The organism is Streptomyces hilarionis, assembly GCF_024539675.1.
Lineage (GTDB): Bacteria > Actinomycetota > Actinomycetes > Streptomycetales > Streptomycetaceae > Streptomyces > Streptomyces hilarionis.
The window spans coordinates 16,348-33,865 of sequence record NZ_JAHHIT010000101.1; the positions used below are offsets into that span (position 1 = coordinate 16,348).

The following is a 17,518-nucleotide window of genomic DNA, read 5'->3' on the forward strand; positions in this document are numbered from 1 at the left end:
ATGACGGAGATCGACATGCTCGCGACCTCGGACCGGCGCGCACGCTACGAGCAGTACCGGCGGCTGCGCGAGCTGGGCGGCGTGGTCCGGCTGCGCGACCCCGACGTGTACGCGGTCACCGCCGGGCCGCGGCGCCGTCGGCGGCGCCCGCCACGGCCGACACGGGAGCCGCCACGGCTCAGCCGACGTAGGCGTCGCAGAGTCCTCGGACCGAGGGCGGCACTGGGGATCGGTGGGACCAGCCGCACACGGTGCGCAGGTCGTACGTGGGCCGCGGCTGCCGGGGCCGCGCGGTGCGCGGGCGCGCGGGCCGTGCCGGGCGTCCGGTGTGGCGGCGGGGCCCGGTCGGCGCGACGAACCGGGGCCGCGCGGGACGCACGGGCGCCGCACCGGCGCGCGGTCGGACCGGCAACCGGGCGCGCGGAGGCCGGTGGTGCGCGTCACTCCCGCCCGCGAGCCGCCGCGACGCCGTGCCCCGGTGGCGGGCGTGCGGCCGCGGTGTGCCGCTCGGGTCCGTGGCGACGAGGGCGGTGAGGGCGGGAGCCTGCCCGGGATCCGGTACGGGGGAGGGCGTGCGGGCCGCGGCGGGGGCCGGCCGGGGCGGCGGCGCGGTGCCGGCCGGGAGGGAGACGCAGCCTCCGGTGAGGAGGACGGCCGCCAGGACGGCGGCGAGGGCGAGAGGACGGCGCATGCTCCCAGAGTGGGGGCCGGGCGGCGGCCGCCGGGGTGAACCCGGCGGCCGATCACCGGCACGGGTGACGGACCGGCCGACCGGACGAACCGCGGGCGCGTCGACGGGTCCGGGCCGGGGCGTGTGATGCTGACGCCATGACTGATCGAGGCGAGGTCGCCGTCGTCCGCCGGCCGGGCCGGGCCGTGTCCGCCGAGGACGGACTCTCCGCCCTGCTGGCGGCCTACCACCTGCGGACCGAGGCCGAGAAGGGCGAGGCCGTCGCCGGCGTGGAGGCGCTGCCGGACCGCTACCGGGCGGAGATCTCGGACCCGCGGACCGCGTTCGCCGACGACGTCGTGCTGACGGCCCTCGCCGGGGACACCGCGGTGGGCTGTCTCGTGCTCACCGCGCCCGCCGACGGCCGGTCGGAGATCAAGCGGCTGTGGACGGACCCGGCGCACCGGGGCCGCGGCATCGCCTCCGGCCTCCTGCGCGCCGCGCTCGCGCACGCCGAGGGCGACGGCACGCGCACGGTGCGGCTCTCCGTGTGGGCGTGGCGCGCCGACGCGGTCTCCCTGTACGAGCGCTTCGGCTTCGCCGTCACCGAGTCGTGGGACGCGCGCGAGCGACTGGTCTGCATGCAGCGCACGACCTGAGCGCCGCTGCCGGCGGGCCGCTCACCGCCGGGAGCCGCCGCTAGCCGCCGGGGCGCGCCGTCCGATGACGCGCCCCGTCGCCGTCAGTCCTCGGCGACCCGCAGCAGGAGCTTCCCCGTCGAGGTGCGTCCGCCCATCAGCCGGTGCGCCTCGGCGGCGTCGGCCAGTGCGAACTCCGCGGTGACCGGCAGGCTCACACCGCCGTCCGCGACGGTGCGGAACGAGCGCTCGGCGAGGGCGCGCAGCGCGTCGGGCGCGGTCCGGGCGAGCGTCAGGATGGAGAAGCCGCTCACGGAAAGGCCCCGCGCGTACAGCTCGGACTGGCCGGCCTGCCACGGCTCGGCCCCGCCGGCGTTGCCGAAGGACACCAGGCGTCCGAAGACGGCCAGTGCGTCCAGACCGCGCCGCAGGGTGTCGCCGCCCACCGGGTCGAGGACCAGGTCCACCCCCAGGCCGCCGGTGGCGCGGCGGACGTCCTCGACGAAGCCGTCGCCGGTGAACACCTCGTCATAGCCGTGTTCGAGCGCGTGTGCGGCCTTGGCCGGCGAGGACACCACCCCGTACACCGCGCCCGCGCCCGCCGCCCTGGCCAGCTGACCTGCCACCGTGCCCACGCCGCCCGCCGCGCCCTGCACCAGGACGCTCTCCCCGGCCCGCAGTCGCCCGACCTCGTGGAGCAGGGCGTGCGCGGTCGGCACCACCGTGGGGAGCGTGGCCGCGGTGCGCAGGTCCACACCCGCGGGAAGCGGGAAGACGGTGACGGCGTCGGCGACGACCACCTCCGCGTACGCACCGCCCTCCACCAGTGCGGCGACCTCCTGCCCCGGCCGCAGCCCCCGGACGCCCTCGCCGACGGCCCGGATCCGGCCGGAGACCTCCAGGCCGGGCCGGAACGGCAGCGACGGAACCCGGTAGCCCTCGGCGCGTGCCTTGAGGTCGGCGAAGTTCACGCCGGCGTGGACGACGTCGACGGCGACCTGGCCGGGACCGGGCTCGGGTGTCTCGGCCCGGACGAGCCGCAGCACCTCGGGGCCGCCGTACTCCTGGAACTCGATCGCGCGCATGACGGGACCACCGCACCCTTCGATGAGTGTTCGACGAGAAGCGAACACCAGGACTGTATGATATCCATCGAACACTCGACAACCGGCCCGGTCGCTCCGCGCGTTGCGAGCCTCGGACCGCACGGCCGGCCGGCCGGAGACAGGCGACGACGGGAGGGCCATGCCCAAGGACGCGGCGAGCGGTTCGCACCGCGCGGCCCCGGTGCACACGGATCCCGGGAAGGTGTCCGTGCTCACGGCGCTGGCCGCGGTCTCCGACCCCGTACGCATCACCCTGATCCGCGAGCTGGCGAACTCCGCCGACTGGACGCGCAGTTGCGGAAGTTTCGACGTGCCCGTCGGCAAGGCGGCGCTCAGTCACCACTTCGCGGTCCTGCGCGGCGCCGGTCTGGTGGAGCAGCGCGACGAGGGCGCGAAGCGGGTCAACCGCCTGCGCCGCGAGGAGTTCGACGCGCGCTTCCCCGGTCTGCTCGCCCTGCTCCTCGCGGACGACGTCGTCGGCGACGCCGAGTGACGACGCACCGAACGCCGGCGCGCCGCGCGCCGGACGACCCCGGACGACACGAAGGAACGGTGGACGCACACGTGCCCGGACAAGCCCCCACACCCGCGGACGTCGCCATGCCCTCGACGCCCCGCACGCCGCAGGAGATGACCGCGTGGACGACCAGGGGCGACGGCATCGACCGGCTGTCCGCGGTCCGCGTGCCCGTGCCGACGCCCGGTCCGACCGAGGTGCTGGTGAAGATGTCGGCCGTGTCGCTCAACTACCGCGACCTGCTGGTGGTGGGAGGCGTCGACCACTGGACGCCGGCACAGGACGTGGTGCCGGTCTCCGACGGCGTCGGCGCCGTCGCCGCGATCGGCTCCGAGGTGACCCGCTGGCGGCCGGGCGACCGGGTCTCGGCCGGGTTCCTGCCCCGGTGGCGGTCGGGTCCCCTCACCGAGGACACCTATGTGTCGCCGGTCGGCGGGCCGGTCAACCGCGGCATGCTCGCCGAGTACGTGCTCGTCGAGCAGGACGAGGCGGTGCGCACCGCACACAGCCTCGACGACGTGCACGCGGCCACGCTGCCCGTCGCCGGGGTGACCGCCTGGCACGCCGTCGGGCGCCGCGGCCGGGTCCGGCCGGGCGAGACGGTCCTCGTCCACGGCACCGGCGGAGTCGCCCTGTTCGCCGCGCAGTTGACGCTCGCCCTGGGCGCCACTCCCATCGTCACCTCCGGCAGCGACGAGAAGCTCGACAGGCTCCGCGCGCTCGGCGTCGACCGCACGATCAACTACCGGCGCACCGAGGACCTCGCGGCGGAGGTGCTGCGGATGACCGGCGGCGAGGGCGTGGACCATGTCGTCGAGACCGTCGGCGGCGACAACCTGAACCGCTCGCTGGAAGCGGTCAAGGTGGGCGGCAGCATCAGCTTCATCGGCCTCATCGCCGGACGCTCGGCGACCGTCGACGTCTACCGGTTCGTCACCAAGAACGTCACCGTCCACGGCATCGAGACCGGCTCCCTGGAGATGCTCGGAGAACTGGCCGCCTTCGTGGACGAACACGGCATCACCCCCGTGATCGACTCCGTCCTCCCCGCCGAACGGGTCCAGGAGGCGTTGCGTCACCTCGAGGGCGGCCGGCACTTCGGCAAGATCGTCGTCACCCTGCCGGGCACGGACGCGAGCACGGCGGCGGACGCCTCCTCGTAGGCGCCGGGGGACCGACGGGGGCGGCGTCGACGGGAGGGGGACGTCTAGTCGGCGCCCTCCTCGCCGTCGGGCGGCAGCAGGGTGACGGTGTAGGCGTCCTCGGCGTTCGACCACGCCAGGGTGAGCGCGGCGGCGTGGCCGCTGACGCCGAGCACGGTGTCGGAGACGGTCTGCGGACCGGCCACCGCCGCGCCCCCGTGGTGGGGGACGCGCCGGACGACGGCCCGCACCCCGCCGTTCGCCACCACCGACGTGGTGTCCAGCCCGGTCAGGCGGACGGTGACGGCGCCGGCGGCGCCGTCGCTGCCGAGCAGGACCTTCGCGTTCCTGGCGGAGTTGTCCTTGGTGGCCAGGCCGTCGATGCCCGCCTCCGGAACGAGCTCGACGATCCTGCCGGTCTGGGAGGCGTAGTAGCGGTACACGAACCACTCGCCGAGCGGCAGGTACCGGCCCGCGTCGTCCTTGGCGAGCAGGTTGGCGGCGTAGTCGTGGAGATTCCCGCCCGAGGCCCAGTTGCCGCGCAGCCCGTCCGCGCCGGCGCGCTCCAGGCGGCCGATGAACCAGGCGCCGCCGCCCGGGGACTGCATGGCCGAGGTGGCGTACTCGTTGATCTGGTAGGGGCGGGTGCGGGTCAGCCCGGCCGCGGCCCCGGCCGACGTGCCGGCCGAGGAGATGGGCCGGCTCGCCGTGGACCTCCTCGTCGAGCGGCTCGACCACCCCGGCGCCCCGCCCCGCCACCACCTCCTCGCCCCGCCCGTCTCCCTGCGCGCCAGCACCGGCCCCGCCCCGACGTCCGCGGCCCACGACTGACACCACGGGCCGGACCCCCGGGCGCGCCCCCCGGAGCGTCGACATAACGACCGGTCGGTAATGTGCCGGGCATGACTACCTCCGCCCTCGAGCCGCTCGCCGGTCGACGCTGTCACCACCCCCTCAACTCCCTGCACGCCACGCACTACTTCTCGCCCGATCTCGGGCGGGAAATGGGCGCCCTCGGGATCACCCATCCGCGGGCCGTCAACTTCGCCACCCGGGCGGCCGCGCTCGGGCCGGTCGGGGCGGGGGCGGTGACGGCGGCCTTCTACAACTACAGGCACGACCTCGTGGCCCGGCACGTGCCCGCCGTGTGGTCGGTCGCCGACCCCGCCGACGTCCTCGCCGCCCGGCTGCGCGCCGTCGACGCGACGCTGCGCCGGCTGCTGGGGGAGGAGGCCCTGGACTCCGCGGAGATGGCGGAGGCGGCCGGGCTGGCGCTGCGCGCCGCCGAGGCCTGCGCGCGCGGCGCCCGGCCGCTGTACTCGGCCCACGCGGACCTGCCCGTCCCCGACGAGCCCCACCTCGCGTACTGGCACGCCGCGACCCTGCTGCGCGAGCACCGCGGCGACGGCCACCTGGCCGTGCTGACGTCCGCGGGCCTCGACGGGCTGGAGGCGATCGTCACGCACACCTCCACGGGCCGGGGCATGACGCCCACATGGGTGCTGGCCACGCGGGGCTGGAGCGAGGACGACTGGAACGCGGCGGTCGAGCGCCTGCGGGAGCGCGGACTGCTGGACGGCGAGGGCGAGCTCACCGGGGAAGGCGTCGCGCTCCGCGAGGACGTCGAGCGGGAGACCGACCGCCTCGACCTGGCTCCGTACGAGCACCTCGGCGCGCAGGGTGTGGCCCGTCTGACGGCCCTGTCCTCGGCGTTCGCCCGATCGGCCGCGACCGCGGGCGCGTTCCCGGCCGATCTCATCGGCAAGCGCTGACCCGGCCGGACGCCCGGGCGGCGAGCCGGCCGGGGTGGGAAGCGGAAAGGGGAAGGGAGGGCCGCGGCCCTCTCGTCACCGCGGGGCGGGCGTCCCCGGCGGGAGGGGCCGGTGCGAGCGCAGATGCTCCCTCAGGGCCTGCGCGGTGTTGCTGACGTGCATCAGCGCGGCCGCCTGGCTCAACGCCGCGTCGCGGGTGGTGAGCGCCGCGTAGATCGCCTCGTGCTCGGCGAGGGTCCGGCCCGCGGCCTGGTCGTCGACCAGCCCGCGCCATATCCGCGCCCGCAGCGTGCGGCCGGAGACGCCCTCCAGCAGGGTCAGCAGGCTTTCGTTGCCTGTGGCGGCGACGACCGCGCGGTGGAAGGCGGCGTCGTGCGCGTTGAGCAGTTCGACGTCGTCACGGGCCTCGCGCATGGCGTCCAAGTGGCTTTTCACTTCGGCCAGTTGGTCGTCCGAGATCCGGGTCGCGGCCAAGGCGGTGGCGGCCGGTTCGAGAAGCCGGCGTACCTCCATGAGGTCCTGGAGGGCCGCGGAGTCGCCCTGCAACAGCTCGACCGCCCCGCCCAGGCCCGCCAGGAGCAGGCTGGGCTGGAGGCTGGTCACGTAGGTGCCGTCGCCCCGGCGGACCTCCAGGACCCGCGCCACGGCCAGGGCCTTGACCGCCTCGCGGGCGAGATTGCGGGACAGGCCCAGCTGGGCCGCCAGATCCGCCTCCGGCGGAAGCTTCGACCCCGGGGGCAGGGCGCCGGTGCGGATCAGCTCACGAATCCGCTCGATGGCCTTGTCCGTCAGCGACACCGCACACTCCTCCCCCCCCCCTCGGACGCCGAGAGTGGCCTCGATGATACGGCGCAACCGGCGCCCCACGATCCGCGGCCCGACGCCGGGCGTCACGACGAGCGGCGTGCGGCAGCGCGCGGGGGTCAGCCGGGGGCGCTCTCGCCCTCGGTCGTCACCTCGAAGGTGTTCAGGAACGTGCAGACCAACTGGTAGAAGCCGACCGTGAGGACCAGGTCGGAGAACTGCTCGACGGTGAGGAAGGACAGGGCCCGCGCCCGTTCGGCGTCGGTGAGAGCGTGCCGCTCCAGCAGCCGGTCGGTCACGGCGAGGACCGCCGCCTGCTGCGCCGACAGTCCCTGCGGCGAACCGGTCCTGGCGGCGGCCACACCGGCCTCGTCCAGTCCGAGGCTCCGGCCGATCCGTTCGTGGTGGTGGATCTCGTAGGCCGCGCCGTAGACGTGTCCGACGCGCAGCACGGCGAGCTCGCGCAGCGGATGCGGGAGGGCGCCCCGCGCGATCGCGTCGCCCAGCCGCACCAGCGCGGGAGCCAGAGCGGGCGAGTGGAACACCATGCGGTACACGTTGAGGGCGGACCGCTCCTCGGCGATCTCCCGCACGTCGGCGGGGAGCGCGGTCAGGTCGGGGTACTCCATGGGCGTCGGTCTCCTCCTCGATCGTCCGCGTCCGCGGGGACGGACGTGGCACACGCCGGGACGTCGTCGGTCGCGCACGGACCGACCTCGCGCGGGCGGCCCGGACGCGTCGCGACGGCCCGCGTCGAGCACGCTACGGCGTCGCCGCCCTCACCGCCGGTCCTCCGGCGCGCCCCGGTCGCCGGGAGAGCCGAAGGCCTCCAGGATGCGCTCGGCGGCCAGCGTCGCCGTCAACTCCCCGTCCCTGACCCGCTGTTCGAGGACCGGTGCGAGCGCCCGCACCGAGGGATCGGCGTGCAGACGCCCGAGGAGTTCGTCGCGGACCATGCTCCAGGTCCAGTCGACCTGCTGCTCGCGCCGCTTGGCGGCGAGCCGCCCGGTGGAGTCGAGCAGCGTGCGGTGCTGTTCCAGGCGTTCCCACACGGTGTCCAGACCCGCGGACTCCCGGGCGCTGCAACTCAGCACCGGCGGTGACCACACGGCGTCCTTGCCGTGCATCAGGCGCAGCGCGCCCGCCAGCTCCCGTGCCGCGGCGCGCGCGTCCCGCTCGTGCGGGCCGTCCGCCTTGTTGACGGCGATGACGTCGGCCAGTTCCAGGACGCCCTTCTTGATGCCCTGCAACTGGTCGCCGGTGCGGGCGAGGGTGAGCAGCAGGAAGGAGTCGACCATGTCGGCCACCGCCGTCTCCGACTGCCCCACCCCGACCGTCTCGACGAGGACCACGTCGTAGCCGGCCGCCTCCATCACCACGATCGACTCGCGGGTCGCCTTGGCGACCCCGCCCAGGGTGCCCGCGGTGGGGGAGGGGCGCACGAACGCGCCCGGATCGACCGCGAGGCGCTCCATCCGGGTCTTGTCGCCGAGGATCGAACCGCCCGTGCGGCTCGACGACGGGTCCACCGCGAGCACCGCCACCCGGTGCCCGAGCGAGGTCAGCATGGTGCCGAACGCGTCGATGAACGTCGACTTGCCCACGCCCGGCACCCCGCTGACGCCGATCCGCCGGGCCCGGCCGCTGTGCGGCAGCAGCGCGGTGAGCAGCTCCTGCGCCAGCGCCCGGTGCTGCGGACGGGTGGACTCCACGAGCGTGATCGCGCGGGCGACCAGCGCCCGTTTGCCGTCGAGCACGCCCTTCACATAGGTGTCGAGGTCGATCGCCATGGCCGTCAGAGGTCGTGCCCGAGGCCGTCGGACAGCCGCCTGACGAGGTCGTGCGCCGCGTCCGGGATGACGGTGCCCGGCGGGAACACGGCCGCCGCGCCCATCTCCAGGAGCGTGGGCACGTCCTGCGGCGGGATGACGCCGCCGACGACGATCATGATGTCCTCGCGGCCCTCCTCGGCCAGCTGCTCGCGCAGCGCCGGCACCAGGGTGAGGTGTCCGGCGGCCAGCGAGGACACCCCGACGATGTGCACGTCGGCCTCGACGGCCTGACGGGCCACCTCGCCCGGGGTCTGGAACAGCGGGCCGACGTCCACGTCGAAGCCGAGGTCGGCGAACGCGGTCGCGATCACCTTCTGGCCGCGGTCGTGCCCGTCCTGGCCCATCTTGGCGACCAGGATGCGCGGTCGGCGCCCCTCGGCCTCCTCGAAGGCGGACACCAGCTCGCGGGTGCGGTCCACGGACGGGGACTCGCCTGCTTCGTTGCGGTACACGCCGGAGATGGTACGGATCTGGCTCGCGTGCCGCCCGTACACCTTCTCCAGGGCGTCCGAGATCTCGCCGACGGTGGCCTTCGCCCGGGCCGCGTTCACGGCCAGCTCCAGCAGGTTGCCCTCGCCCCCGGCGGCCCGGGTCAGCGCGTCGAGCGCGTCCCGGCACGCGACGTCGTCCCGCTCCGCGCGCAGCCGCCGCAGCTTCTCGATCTGCTGCGTGCGCACGGAGGAGTTGTCGACCTTGAGGACGTCGATCTGCTCGTCGCTGTCCACCCGGTACTTGTTGACGCCGATCACCGGCTGGCGGCCCGAGTCGATACGGGCCTGCGTGCGCGCGGCGGCCTCCTCGATGCGCAGCTTCGGGATGCCCGCGTCGATGGCCTTGGCCATGCCGCCCGCCTGCTCGACCTCCTGGATGTGCTGCCAGGCGCGACGGGCCAGGTCGTACGTCAGCTTCTCGACGTACGCGCTGCCGCCCCAGGGGTCGATGGTCCGGGTGGTGCCGGACTCCTGCTGGATGAGCAGCTGGGTGTTGCGGGCGATGCGCGCCGAGAAGTCCGTCGGCAGCGCCAGGGCCTCGTCGAGGGCGTTGGTGTGCAGCGACTGGGTGTGGCCCTGCGTCGCCGCCATCGCCTCGACACAGGTGCGCGTGACGTTGTTGAAGACGTCCTGCGCGGTCAGCGACCAGCCGGAGGTCTGCGAATGGGTCCGCAGCGACAGCGACTTGGCGTTCTGCGGGTCGAACTGCCGCACCAGCTTCGCCCACAGCAGGCGGGCCGCCCGCAGCTTGGCGACCTCCATGAAGAAGTTCATGCCGATCGCCCAGAAGAACGACAGCCGGGGCGCGAACGCGTCCACGTCCAGGCCGACCTCACGGCCCGCGCGGATGTACTCCACACCGTCGGCGAGCGTGTACGCCAGCTCCAGGTCGGCCGTCGCGCCCGCTTCCTGGATGTGGTAGCCGGAGATGGAGATGGAGTTGTAGCGCGGCATCCGCTGCGAGGTGAAGGCGAAGATGTCGGAGATGATCCGCATCGACGGCTTCGGCGGGTAGATGTAGGTGTTGCGGACCATGAACTCCTTGAGGATGTCGTTCTGGATGGTCCCGGCCAGCTTCTCGGGCGGCACGCCCTGTTCCTCGGCCGCCACGATGTACAGCGCGAGCACCGGCAGCACGGCGCCGTTCATCGTCATCGACACGGACATCTTGTCCAGCGGGATGCCATCGAACAGCTGCCGCATGTCGTAGATCGAGTCGATCGCCACGCCCGCCATGCCGACGTCACCGGTCACCCGCGGGTGGTCGCTGTCGTAGCCGCGGTGCGTGGGGAGGTCGAAGGCGACGGACAGGCCCTTCTGGCCGGCCGCGAGGTTGCGCCGGTAGAAGGCGTTGGACTCCTCGGCGGTGGAGAAGCCGGCGTACTGGCGGATCGTCCAGGGCTGGTTGACGTACATCGTCGGGTACGGCCCGCGCAGATACGGCGCGACGCCCGGGTAGGTGCCCAGGAAGTCCAGGCCCTCCAGGTCCTGCCCGGTGTACAGCGGCTTGACCGGGATGCCCTCCGGGGTCTCCCACAGCAGGTCGTCCCCGCCTGCCGCCTTCTTCACGGCCGTGCGCCACTCGTCGGCGCCGGCCTCGGCGGCCGGGGTCCCCAGCTCGATCCCGGAGAAGTCGGGGATACCCATCAGGACGCAACTCCCATGCGGTCGAGGGTGGCGGACAGCACGGCGACGGCGTCGCAGCCCGCGAACACGTACGCGTCGACGCCGGAGTACGACGCGGGACGCCCGGCGAGGAACACGTGCGCGGCGCCGGCGGCCCGCAGCCGCGCGGCCTCCGCCTCGGCCCGCTCCTCGTACAGCGCGTCGCTGGAGCACAGGCACACCTCGGTGGCGCCGCTGGCCTCGAAGGCGCCCTCGGTGACGGGATCGATCCCGCCCGCCTGGAACAGGTTGGCGGCGAACGTCAGCCGCGCGGTGTGCGCGGCGGCCGGGCCGAGCGCCGCCAGGTGGATCCGCGGCCTGGCTCCGGTCGCCGCGAGATGGGCGTCCGAGCGCGCGCGCAGCGCCTCGAAGGCCTCGTCGCGGCGCACCCTCGGCAGACCCCCGGACCGCGGCGCGGGCTTGCTCTCGCGCACCACCGGCTTCTCGGCGAGGAACGGGAACTCGCTGACGCCGGTCACGGGCTCGCGCCGCTTGGCGATTCGGCCGCTGCGGACCTGCCAGGTGTCGGCCAGGGCCTGCGGCAGGCTGCCGGAGCGCAGGGCGGCGGCGTGGCCGCCCTCGCCCTCGATCCACTGGAAGAACTCCCAGCCCGCACGGGCCAGTTCGTCCGTCAGCCGCTCCACGTACCAGGAGCCGCCGGCCGGGTCGATCACCCGGGCCAGGTGGGACTCCTCGATGAGGATCGTGGAGGTGTTGCGGGCGATGCGCCGGGCGAACGCGTCCGGCAGCCCGAGCGCGTCGTCGAAGGGCAGCACGGTGACGGCGTCCGCGCCGCCCGCGCCCGCCGCGAGGGTGGCGATGGTGGTGCGCAGCATGTTCACCCAGGGGTCGCGGCGCGACATCATGACCGAGGACGTCACGGCGTGCTGCGGTGGCGCGCCGGCGCCCGGCGCCCCGCACACCTCGGCCACCCGGGCCCACAGCCGGCGCGCGGCCCGCAGCTTCGCGATCGTCAGGAACTGGTCCGCGGTCGCCGCGTACCGGAACTCCAGCTGCCGACAAGCCTGTTCGACGCTCAGCCCGGCCGCCGTCAGCTCCCGCAGATACGCCACACCGGTCGCCAGCGAGGCGCCCAGCTCCTGCGCCGCCGAACCGCCCGCCTCGTGGTAGGGCAGCGCGTCCACCGTCAGCGCCCGGAGCCCCGGGTACTCCTCGGCGCACCGCCGGGCGAGTCCGGCCGCCGGGGCGAAGTCGCCCGCCAGACCCGTGCGGGCCTCGTGACCGAGGGGGTCCGCGCCCAGGTTGCCGCGCGCCGCGTCGGCGGCGACGCCCCGCTGCGCGTACAGCCGCAGCAACTCCCGTGCGGCCGGCTCCACTTCGGCGCCCGCGTCGAGGACGACCGGCGCCAGGTCCAGGAGCACGCCCTCGAGGACCTGTTCGAGCGAGGTCACGGGGATGCCGCCCTCGCCCACGACCAGCCACAGGGAGGTGACGCCGTTCTCCAGGTCCGCGAGCACCGCGCCGCCGTCGGCGGCCGCGTGCCGCTGCCGTACGTCCCACCCTCCGGCGGTGTTGCCCTCCGGCCTGCCGCCCCGCACATACGGAGCGAACCCGGGGTAGCCCGGATCGGGCGCGCGATCGTGCGCGGTGTAGAGGGGACGGGTGCGCAGCCCGTCCTCCAGCGCGGTGGACAGGGCTTCCTCGGCCTGAGCGTCCTCGACGTCCTTGCCCGACTTGCGCAGCACGCCCGCGATGAGGCGCTGCCACTGCTCGTGGGTGGCGTCAGGGAACTCGCCGGCCAGCTCAAGCCCGTCGTCAGGCAGGACCGTCATGCTCGGATGCTAGGCCAGATACGGAGAGGAACAGGAGAGGGCATGGCTGTGACCTTTCCCTCCCGGACATTGTGACCTGGCCCTCGCCGTGCCGTCCCGGCCCGAGGACGTGCCCGGCGTAGTACTCATGGAGCGGCCCCGTACACACAGAGCGTCCCACGCTCGCGCCGTCACCTGGAGTCCTCGATGACCGTTCGCCGTGTCGTGCCCGTCCTCCGCTCGGAGCAGGCGGACGAGAGCCGTGAGTTCTACGGCCTGCTGGGCTTCGAGGAGGTGATGAACCATGGCTGGATCACGACGCTGGCCGCGCCCTCCGCGCCGGCGGCCCAGATCAGTTTCATGACGGCCGACCGGACCGCGCCCGTCACACCGGATCTGAGCGTGGAGGTGGACGACGTGGACGCCGTCCACGCGCTCGTGCGGGACAGCGGCGCGGAGATCGTGCACCCCTTGCAGGACGAGGAGTGGGGGGTGCGGCGGTTCTTCGTCCGTGACCCCGGCGGACGCGTGATCAACGTCCTGAGCCACCGCTGACCGCTCCCGCGCTGCGCCGGCGGGGTAGCGTGGGCCGGTGCCCGTGCTGACGCGACTGCATGCCGACCATGCCCCCGCGGTGCTCGCCTTCGAGCTGGCGAACCGCGCCTACTTCGCCGCCGCGGTCGGCGACCGCGGCGACGACTTCTTCGAGCGGTACGCCGACCGCCACCGGGCCCTGCTGGCCGAGCAGGAGGCCGGCGTCTGCGTGTTCTACCTGTTGACGGCCGAGGACGGCCCGGTTCTGGGCCGCTTCAACCTGTACGACGTTCAGGACGGCGTCGCCACACTGGGGTACCGGGTGGCGCGGCATGTCGCCGGGCGGGGCGTGGCGACGGCGGCCGTGCAGGAGCTGTGCCGGCTGGCGCCGGCCCGGCACGGACTGCGCGCCCTGCGGGCGGCCGCGGCGGACGAGAACGCCGCCTCCCGCAAGGTGCTGGTCAGGGCCGGGTTCGTCCCGACCGGGCCGGCCGGGCCGACGGACGTCGGCGGCAAGCCGGGCACCTGGTACCGACGCGACCTGACGCCTCACCCGCCGGAGCGGGTCTGAGGACTGAGCCCGCGGCGTGGCTCCGCGGCCGGTCGGGACGGCCGTGCGCCGCCCCGACCGGAGACCGCCCCGGCCGGGGCCGGGTCAGTGACCGAGGCGGTAGTCGAACCAGATCCGGTGGGTGCCGTCCGCGTCGACGGCGATGCCTCCCGCGCCGCTGATCCCGGTCAGTTCGCCGGTGCCGCTGCCCGGGACGACGACGAAGTACTCGTTCTCCCGGCTCTCGCCCCGGGTGGACGCGGCGTGCGCGAAGTTGAAGGAGCCCGCCCGGCCGTGCAGGGACCCTTCGAAGGACTCCATCGCGACGTAGGTGCCCGTGGCGGTGGACTGGTCGTAGGCGGCCGTGAACAACGTGGCCGAACGGCCGGCGACCTCCCCCTCGAACGACTTGGTCATGGTCGCCACCCCGACCGGCGCGGCGGTCTCGACCGGGGGGCTCGGCACCGGAGCCGGCGTGAAGTCGGCGACTGTGAACGTTCCTGAAGCTCGCATGCCCGGATCGTAGGGCCCACCTCTGACAGCGACGCCGTGCGGCGGCGTACGTCAGGCGCCGGCGGTGGCGGGCTCCTTCTCGGCCTGCGCGGGCGCCGTCGCCGCCGCCGCGTCGGCCGCGGTGTAGAACACGGACGAGCCCTGCTTGGTGCGCTGCGCCTGGGTCTTCGCGACGAGGCCCTCGAGGGTCGTGCGGACCACGGTCGTCCTGACGGTGCGCTCCGGATGCGTCTCACCGAGGGCGGTGGCGATCTCGGCGGCGGAACGGGGCTCGTTCTGCTGCGCGAGGTGGTCGCGGACCAGGTCGACCAGCGTCGGTTGCGCCGTCTTGGCCGCCTCCTTGCGCACGGCGTCCTTCTTGGCCGTGCCCGTCTGAGCCGCACCCGTCTTCGCGGGGCCGGCCTTCGCGGGGCCGGTCTTCGCGGGGCTCGCCTTGGCGGTGCCCTTCTTCGCGCCGTCCGGCTTCACGGCTGCCGTCTTCGCGGCGTCCGTCCCGGCGGTGTCCGTCTTCACGGCGGCCCGCTTGCGGGAGGCGGGCTTTCGTGCCGAACGGGTGGACTGCGCGGCGGTCTTCTTGGGCTGGGCCCGCTTACGGGCGCCCGGGGCGGCGGCCGACTTCTTGCGCGGCGCGGGCACCGTGACGCTCCCGGCGGGCTCCGCCGCTTCGACGGCAGGGGCGGGGCCGGTCGGCGCCGGCGCCGAGTCGATGGCCTGCTGGATGCTGACCAGAACGCCGTGGTCCCGTTCGAGGGCCGCCAACTGCTCCTGGAGAGCGGTGATTTCGGCGCCGATCCGTTCCTGTTCCTTGGTGTTGCGTTCGAGGTCTGCGGTCACCTGGGCGGTGTACTGAGAGGTGAGTTCGTTGGCGGAGGCGTTCTCGGACATGAAGCACACGACCTTTCCTCGACGGGAGCGGCAGACGAACGGGCCTGCCCCGGTCGCCGAACCGGTGGCATGTCACCGCGCGGACCGATGCTCACCGGTCGGGCGGCGACACGTCGCGGATTCGGCACTGTTGGAGAGATAGTACGGACAACTGGAGTAAATGGTTCCTCGAGTGCCCGTCCGGGACAGCCCGTTCGAATCGCCGCACCCCTCAGGCGGGCCGGCCCAGCGACCAGCCCGCCACGTCCGCGAGGCGGCCGCGCCACAGGGGCATGACGACGGCCCTTTCCGTCCCCGCGGCGGTGGTGGCGTCGCGCAGATGGATCCACTGGGGGAGCCGTTGGGGCGCCGGGTGTCCCTGCCGGTCGGCGACGGCCCGGTCCACCTCTTCGGGGAAGCGCTCCAGGAGTTGTGCGCCGGGCCCGTCGAAACCGCGCAGACTGCGCGCCCACTCCGCCGTCCAGGCCTCGTGCGAGATCAGGTCTCCGTGGAGGAAGCCGCCCCCCACCGTGAGGGTGATCGGCAGGGCCGCCTCGGGGTCCTGCCCGATCAGCCGCACCAGCATCTGGAGCTGGACGTCCGGCGCGGGCTCGGTCACCACCGGGGCGGCCGGCTGGTGCAGGGGATCGTGCTCAGTGGTCATGACCGGCGGTCCTTAAGGCGTCGGGAGCGGGACGATCGTCTCCTTCCCGCACCGCCCGCGGGCATGTCCGCCCGCGCAGGCCGCAGGAAGGGGGCCGCCGGCCCTTCTTCGTGGAGGCGGGGGCGGAGCGGTCACAGCCGCAGGACGATCAGGGCGGTGTCGTCCGTGGTGCCGGTGGCGGGGAGCAGATCGGTCAGGAGCGCGTCCGCCAGGTTCTCGGGAGGCAGGCGCCGGTGGTGCGTGAGCGATGCGGCGAGGCGCGCCAGGCCCATGTCGATGTCCTCGCGGCGGCGCTCGATGAGGCCGTCGGTGTACAGGACCAGGGTGCTGCCCTCGACGAAGGGGAGGTGGGCCTGAGGGCGGGGCAGATGTTCGGGACGCGCGGCGAGCGGCGGGTCCGTCGCCTGGTCCAGGAACGTGACGGCGCCGTCGGGGTGCACCAGCGCGGGCGGCGGATGGCCCGCGCAGCTGTACGTGATGGTGTGGCTCTTGCGGTCGATGAACGTCGTCACCACGGTCGTCGCCTCGGCGCCCTCGACGAAGCGCGCGTACAGGCCGAGGGCTTCCAGCGCCTGGGCCGGGCCGTCGGCCACGCGGCAGGCTGCGGACAGGGCGCTGCGCAGCTGACCCATGGCACAGGCGGCCCCGAGGCCGTGGCCCACCACGTCGCCGACGGCGACCGCGAGGTTGTCGTCGGGCAGGTCGACGAGGTCGTACCAGTCGCCGCAGACGTTGAGCGCGCCGATGGCGGGCCGGTAGCGCACGGCCGCCTCGTGCGGCCCGGTCGGACCGGGCGCGGGCAGCATCGCCGCCTGCAACGCCAGGGCGACCTCGCGTTCACGGGCGTGCGCCCGGCGCAGGCGCTCGTTGACCTCCTGCAACTCGCGGGCCCGTGTGTACAGCTCGGCCTCCAGCACACGGCCCCGGGGGCCGCCGCCCCGGCCGCCGCGGGCGTGGATCAGCTCGGTGACCTCCTCGACCCGGTGCACCACCAGCGCCACCCGCCCGTCCGCGTCGTGGACGGGCGCGTTCACCGGGCTCCAGTAGTGCTCCTGCCACACGCCGGGCCGCTGCGGGTCCTCGATGTCGTAGCGCAGCAGTGCCATGGTGTCGCGCTCACCGGTGTCGACCACCCGCAGCATCGAGTCCCGGGTCTCCCGCATGCCGGCCGCGGCCGGGTCGTTCGGGTTCTCGGGGAAGACGTCGAAGATGTAGCGGCCCAGCAGCTGCTCGCGGGTGCGCCCGGCCAGCCGGAGGAAGTCCTCGTTGGCGTCCGCGTACACCAGGTCGGGCGTCAGCAGTGCCACCATGCCGGGCAGGGCCCGGAAGACCGCCGCATAGTCGATCCGCGGTTCCGTCATGTCCTGCCCGCCTGCCTGGGTACCGAGCGACACTGTGCGTTTCCACCATAGAAGGGCGGAGGTCGCCGTACCCGGTCATGACGTGCTCGCGTCGCCGGGAAGCGGCTCAGGCGCCGCTGCGGGGCAGCCGGACGACCTGGACGAAGAAGTCGTCGATCTGGCGGACGGCGGCGATGAACTGGTCGAGGTCGACGGGCTTGGTGACGTAGGCGTTGGCGTGCAGCCGGTAGCTGCGCAGGATGTCCTCCTCGGCCGCCGAGGTGGTCAGGACGACCACGGGGATGTGCGCGAGGTCCGGGTCCGACTTGATCGTCTCCAGCACCTGGCGGCCGTCGTACTTGGGCAGGTTCAGGTCGAGGAGGATGAGGTCGGGCCGGGGCGCGTTCGGGTGGGCTGCGCGCCGGTAGAGGAAGTCGAGCGCCTCTTCGCCGTCGCGCACCACGTGCAGGGTGTTGCCGATCTTGTTGTCCTCGAACGCCTCGCGGGTCATCAGCTCGTCGCCGGGGTCGTCCTCGACGAGGAGGACGTCGATGGGGGTGGCGGAGGGGAGGGTCATGTCAGGCCTTCTTCTCGGTGTGCGCGTCGGGGGCGGCGGGTGTCGGGACGGCCGGGGCGGCCACGGC

The 17,518-nt window shown here is 74.0% G+C and carries 19 protein-coding genes and 1 pseudogene; 8 read left to right on the plus strand and 12 right to left on the minus strand.

What is annotated here, in order from left to right:
- Window positions 1–178: 178 nt before the first annotated feature.
- Window positions 179–691 carry a hypothetical protein gene (locus KMS84_RS24160; RefSeq protein WP_256918531.1) on the minus strand — a complete coding sequence of 171 codons (513 nt, stop codon included), beginning with the start codon at window positions 689–691 and terminating at the stop codon, window positions 179–181.
- A gap of 137 nt (window positions 692–828) precedes the next feature.
- Between KMS84_RS24160 and KMS84_RS24165 the strand changes: the two genes are divergently transcribed.
- Window positions 829–1,329 (plus strand): GNAT family N-acetyltransferase, encoded by a 501-nt coding sequence (locus KMS84_RS24165; RefSeq protein WP_256918532.1) that lies wholly within the window; start codon window positions 829–831, stop codon window positions 1,327–1,329.
- Between the two features lie 83 nt (window positions 1,330–1,412).
- On the opposite strand, the gene KMS84_RS24170 is transcribed toward KMS84_RS24165, so the two are convergent.
- Window positions 1,413–2,393, minus strand: coding sequence for a quinone oxidoreductase family protein (locus KMS84_RS24170; protein ID WP_256918533.1), 981 nt, complete (start codon window positions 2,391–2,393; stop codon window positions 1,413–1,415).
- Window positions 2,394–2,553: 160 nt separating this feature from the next.
- Between KMS84_RS24170 and KMS84_RS24175 the strand changes: the two genes are divergently transcribed.
- Window positions 2,554–2,907 carry an ArsR/SmtB family transcription factor gene (locus KMS84_RS24175; RefSeq protein ID WP_256918534.1) on the plus strand — a complete coding sequence of 118 codons (354 nt, stop codon included), beginning with the start codon at window positions 2,554–2,556 and terminating at the stop codon, window positions 2,905–2,907.
- 59 nt (window positions 2,908–2,966) lie between these two features.
- The gene (locus KMS84_RS24180; RefSeq protein ID WP_256918535.1) at window positions 2,967–4,094 is read left to right on the plus strand and encodes a zinc-dependent alcohol dehydrogenase family protein; all 1,128 of its coding nucleotides are present in this window, start codon (window positions 2,967–2,969) and stop codon (window positions 4,092–4,094) included.
- A 44-nt stretch (window positions 4,095–4,138) separates the two neighbouring features.
- On the opposite strand, the gene KMS84_RS24185 is transcribed toward KMS84_RS24180, so the two are convergent.
- A complete protein-coding gene (locus KMS84_RS24185) occupies window positions 4,139–4,681 on the minus strand; it encodes a hypothetical protein (RefSeq protein WP_256918536.1) in 543 nt (180 codons plus the stop codon).
- A gap of 58 nt (window positions 4,682–4,739) precedes the next feature.
- Between KMS84_RS24185 and KMS84_RS24190 the strand changes: the two are divergent.
- Both KMS84_RS24190 and KMS84_RS24195 read left to right on the plus strand, forming a co-directional pair.
- Window positions 4,740–4,904, plus strand: a pseudogene (locus KMS84_RS24190) (substrate-binding domain-containing protein); the annotation flags it as partial.
- 71 nt (window positions 4,905–4,975) lie between these two features.
- On the plus strand, window positions 4,976–5,845 hold the full coding sequence (locus KMS84_RS24195) for an SCO6745 family protein (protein WP_256918537.1): 870 nt from the start codon (window positions 4,976–4,978) through the stop codon (window positions 5,843–5,845).
- Between the two features lie 75 nt (window positions 5,846–5,920).
- Here KMS84_RS24195 and KMS84_RS24200 read toward each other — a convergent pair whose 3' ends face one another.
- The 5 genes from KMS84_RS24200 to KMS84_RS24220 form a co-directional block, all read right to left on the minus strand.
- Complete coding sequence (locus KMS84_RS24200) at window positions 5,921–6,643, minus strand: FadR/GntR family transcriptional regulator (protein ID WP_256918538.1); 723 nt, start codon at window positions 6,641–6,643, stop codon at window positions 5,921–5,923.
- Window positions 6,644–6,768: 125 nt separating this feature from the next.
- Complete coding sequence (locus KMS84_RS24205; protein ID WP_256918539.1) at window positions 6,769–7,278, minus strand: carboxymuconolactone decarboxylase family protein; 510 nt, start codon at window positions 7,276–7,278, stop codon at window positions 6,769–6,771.
- A gap of 150 nt (window positions 7,279–7,428) precedes the next feature.
- The gene (meaB, locus tag KMS84_RS24210) at window positions 7,429–8,439 is read right to left on the minus strand and encodes a methylmalonyl Co-A mutase-associated GTPase MeaB (RefSeq protein WP_256918540.1); all 1,011 of its coding nucleotides are present in this window, start codon (window positions 8,437–8,439) and stop codon (window positions 7,429–7,431) included.
- A gap of 5 nt (window positions 8,440–8,444) precedes the next feature.
- Window positions 8,445–10,619 carry a methylmalonyl-CoA mutase gene (gene scpA, locus KMS84_RS24215; RefSeq protein WP_256918541.1) on the minus strand — a complete coding sequence of 725 codons (2,175 nt, stop codon included), beginning with the start codon at window positions 10,617–10,619 and terminating at the stop codon, window positions 8,445–8,447.
- A complete protein-coding gene (locus KMS84_RS24220; protein WP_256918542.1) occupies window positions 10,619–12,430 on the minus strand; it encodes a methylmalonyl-CoA mutase subunit beta in 1,812 nt (603 codons plus the stop codon). Before KMS84_RS24220 ends, scpA begins: the two co-directional genes overlap by 1 nt.
- Window positions 12,431–12,616: 186 nt before the next feature.
- On the opposite strand from KMS84_RS24220, the gene KMS84_RS24225 reads away from it, so the two are divergent.
- Entirely contained in the window at window positions 12,617–12,964 is a 348-nt protein-coding gene (locus KMS84_RS24225) for a VOC family protein (protein ID WP_256918543.1), read from the plus strand.
- Between the two features lie 37 nt (window positions 12,965–13,001).
- On the plus strand, window positions 13,002–13,514 hold the full coding sequence (locus KMS84_RS24230; protein WP_256918544.1) for a GNAT family N-acetyltransferase: 513 nt from the start codon (window positions 13,002–13,004) through the stop codon (window positions 13,512–13,514).
- A gap of 84 nt (window positions 13,515–13,598) precedes the next feature.
- Here KMS84_RS24230 and KMS84_RS24235 read toward each other — a convergent pair whose 3' ends face one another.
- Complete coding sequence (locus KMS84_RS24235; RefSeq protein ID WP_256918545.1) at window positions 13,599–14,006, minus strand: DUF3224 domain-containing protein; 408 nt, start codon at window positions 14,004–14,006, stop codon at window positions 13,599–13,601.
- A gap of 225 nt (window positions 14,007–14,231) precedes the next feature.
- Here KMS84_RS24235 and KMS84_RS41910 point away from each other — a divergent pair, with 225 nt between their 5' ends.
- The gene (locus KMS84_RS41910) at window positions 14,232–15,167 is read left to right on the plus strand and encodes a pentapeptide repeat-containing protein (protein WP_256918551.1); all 936 of its coding nucleotides are present in this window, start codon (window positions 14,232–14,234) and stop codon (window positions 15,165–15,167) included.
- On the opposite strand, the gene KMS84_RS24245 is transcribed toward KMS84_RS41910, so the two are convergent.
- From KMS84_RS24245 to KMS84_RS24255, 3 genes are all read right to left on the minus strand, one after another.
- Complete coding sequence (locus tag KMS84_RS24245) at window positions 15,103–15,534, minus strand: GvpU-like protein (RefSeq protein WP_256918546.1); 432 nt, start codon at window positions 15,532–15,534, stop codon at window positions 15,103–15,105. The genes KMS84_RS41910 and KMS84_RS24245 overlap by 65 nt on opposite strands.
- Before the next feature lie 131 nt (window positions 15,535–15,665).
- Entirely contained in the window at window positions 15,666–16,895 is a 1,230-nt protein-coding gene (locus KMS84_RS24250; protein WP_256918547.1) for a PP2C family protein-serine/threonine phosphatase, read from the minus strand.
- A 106-nt stretch (window positions 16,896–17,001) separates the two neighbouring features.
- Window positions 17,002–17,451 (minus strand): response regulator, encoded by a 450-nt coding sequence (locus KMS84_RS24255; RefSeq protein WP_256918548.1) that lies wholly within the window; start codon window positions 17,449–17,451, stop codon window positions 17,002–17,004.
- Window positions 17,452–17,518: the final 67 nt, after the last annotated feature.

What these genes read in the sequence shown, in the direction of transcription:
- KMS84_RS24160 (WP_256918531.1), bottom strand. Translation starts at nt 691, where the DNA reads ATGCGCCGTCCTCTCGCCCTCGCCGCCGTCCTGGCGGCCGTCCTCCTC.
- KMS84_RS24165 (WP_256918532.1), top strand. Translation starts at nt 829, where the DNA reads ATGACTGATCGAGGCGAGGTCGCCGTCGTCCGCCGGCCGGGCCGGGCC.
- KMS84_RS24170 (WP_256918533.1), bottom strand. Translation starts at nt 2,393, where the DNA reads ATGCGCGCGATCGAGTTCCAGGAGTACGGCGGCCCCGAGGTGCTGCGG.
- KMS84_RS24175 (WP_256918534.1), top strand. Translation starts at nt 2,554, where the DNA reads ATGCCCAAGGACGCGGCGAGCGGTTCGCACCGCGCGGCCCCGGTGCAC.
- KMS84_RS24185 (WP_256918536.1), bottom strand. Translation starts at nt 4,681, where the DNA reads ATGCAGTCCCCGGGCGGCGGCGCCTGGTTCATCGGCCGCCTGGAGCGC.
- KMS84_RS24195 (WP_256918537.1), top strand. Translation starts at nt 4,976, where the DNA reads ATGACTACCTCCGCCCTCGAGCCGCTCGCCGGTCGACGCTGTCACCAC.
- KMS84_RS24205 (WP_256918539.1), bottom strand. Translation starts at nt 7,278, where the DNA reads ATGGAGTACCCCGACCTGACCGCGCTCCCCGCCGACGTGCGGGAGATC.
- meaB (WP_256918540.1), bottom strand. Translation starts at nt 8,439, where the DNA reads ATGGCGATCGACCTCGACACCTATGTGAAGGGCGTGCTCGACGGCAAA.
- scpA (WP_256918541.1), bottom strand. Translation starts at nt 10,619, where the DNA reads ATGGGTATCCCCGACTTCTCCGGGATCGAGCTGGGGACCCCGGCCGCC.
- KMS84_RS24220 (WP_256918542.1), bottom strand. Translation starts at nt 12,430, where the DNA reads ATGACGGTCCTGCCTGACGACGGGCTTGAGCTGGCCGGCGAGTTCCCT.
- KMS84_RS24225 (WP_256918543.1), top strand. Translation starts at nt 12,617, where the DNA reads ATGACCGTTCGCCGTGTCGTGCCCGTCCTCCGCTCGGAGCAGGCGGAC.
- KMS84_RS24235 (WP_256918545.1), bottom strand. Translation starts at nt 14,006, where the DNA reads ATGCGAGCTTCAGGAACGTTCACAGTCGCCGACTTCACGCCGGCTCCG.
- KMS84_RS41910 (WP_256918551.1), top strand. Translation starts at nt 14,232, where the DNA reads ATGCGTCTCACCGAGGGCGGTGGCGATCTCGGCGGCGGAACGGGGCTC.
- KMS84_RS24245 (WP_256918546.1), bottom strand. Translation starts at nt 15,534, where the DNA reads ATGACCACTGAGCACGATCCCCTGCACCAGCCGGCCGCCCCGGTGGTG.
- KMS84_RS24250 (WP_256918547.1), bottom strand. Translation starts at nt 16,895, where the DNA reads ATGACGGAACCGCGGATCGACTATGCGGCGGTCTTCCGGGCCCTGCCC.
- KMS84_RS24255 (WP_256918548.1), bottom strand. Translation starts at nt 17,451, where the DNA reads ATGACCCTCCCCTCCGCCACCCCCATCGACGTCCTCCTCGTCGAGGAC.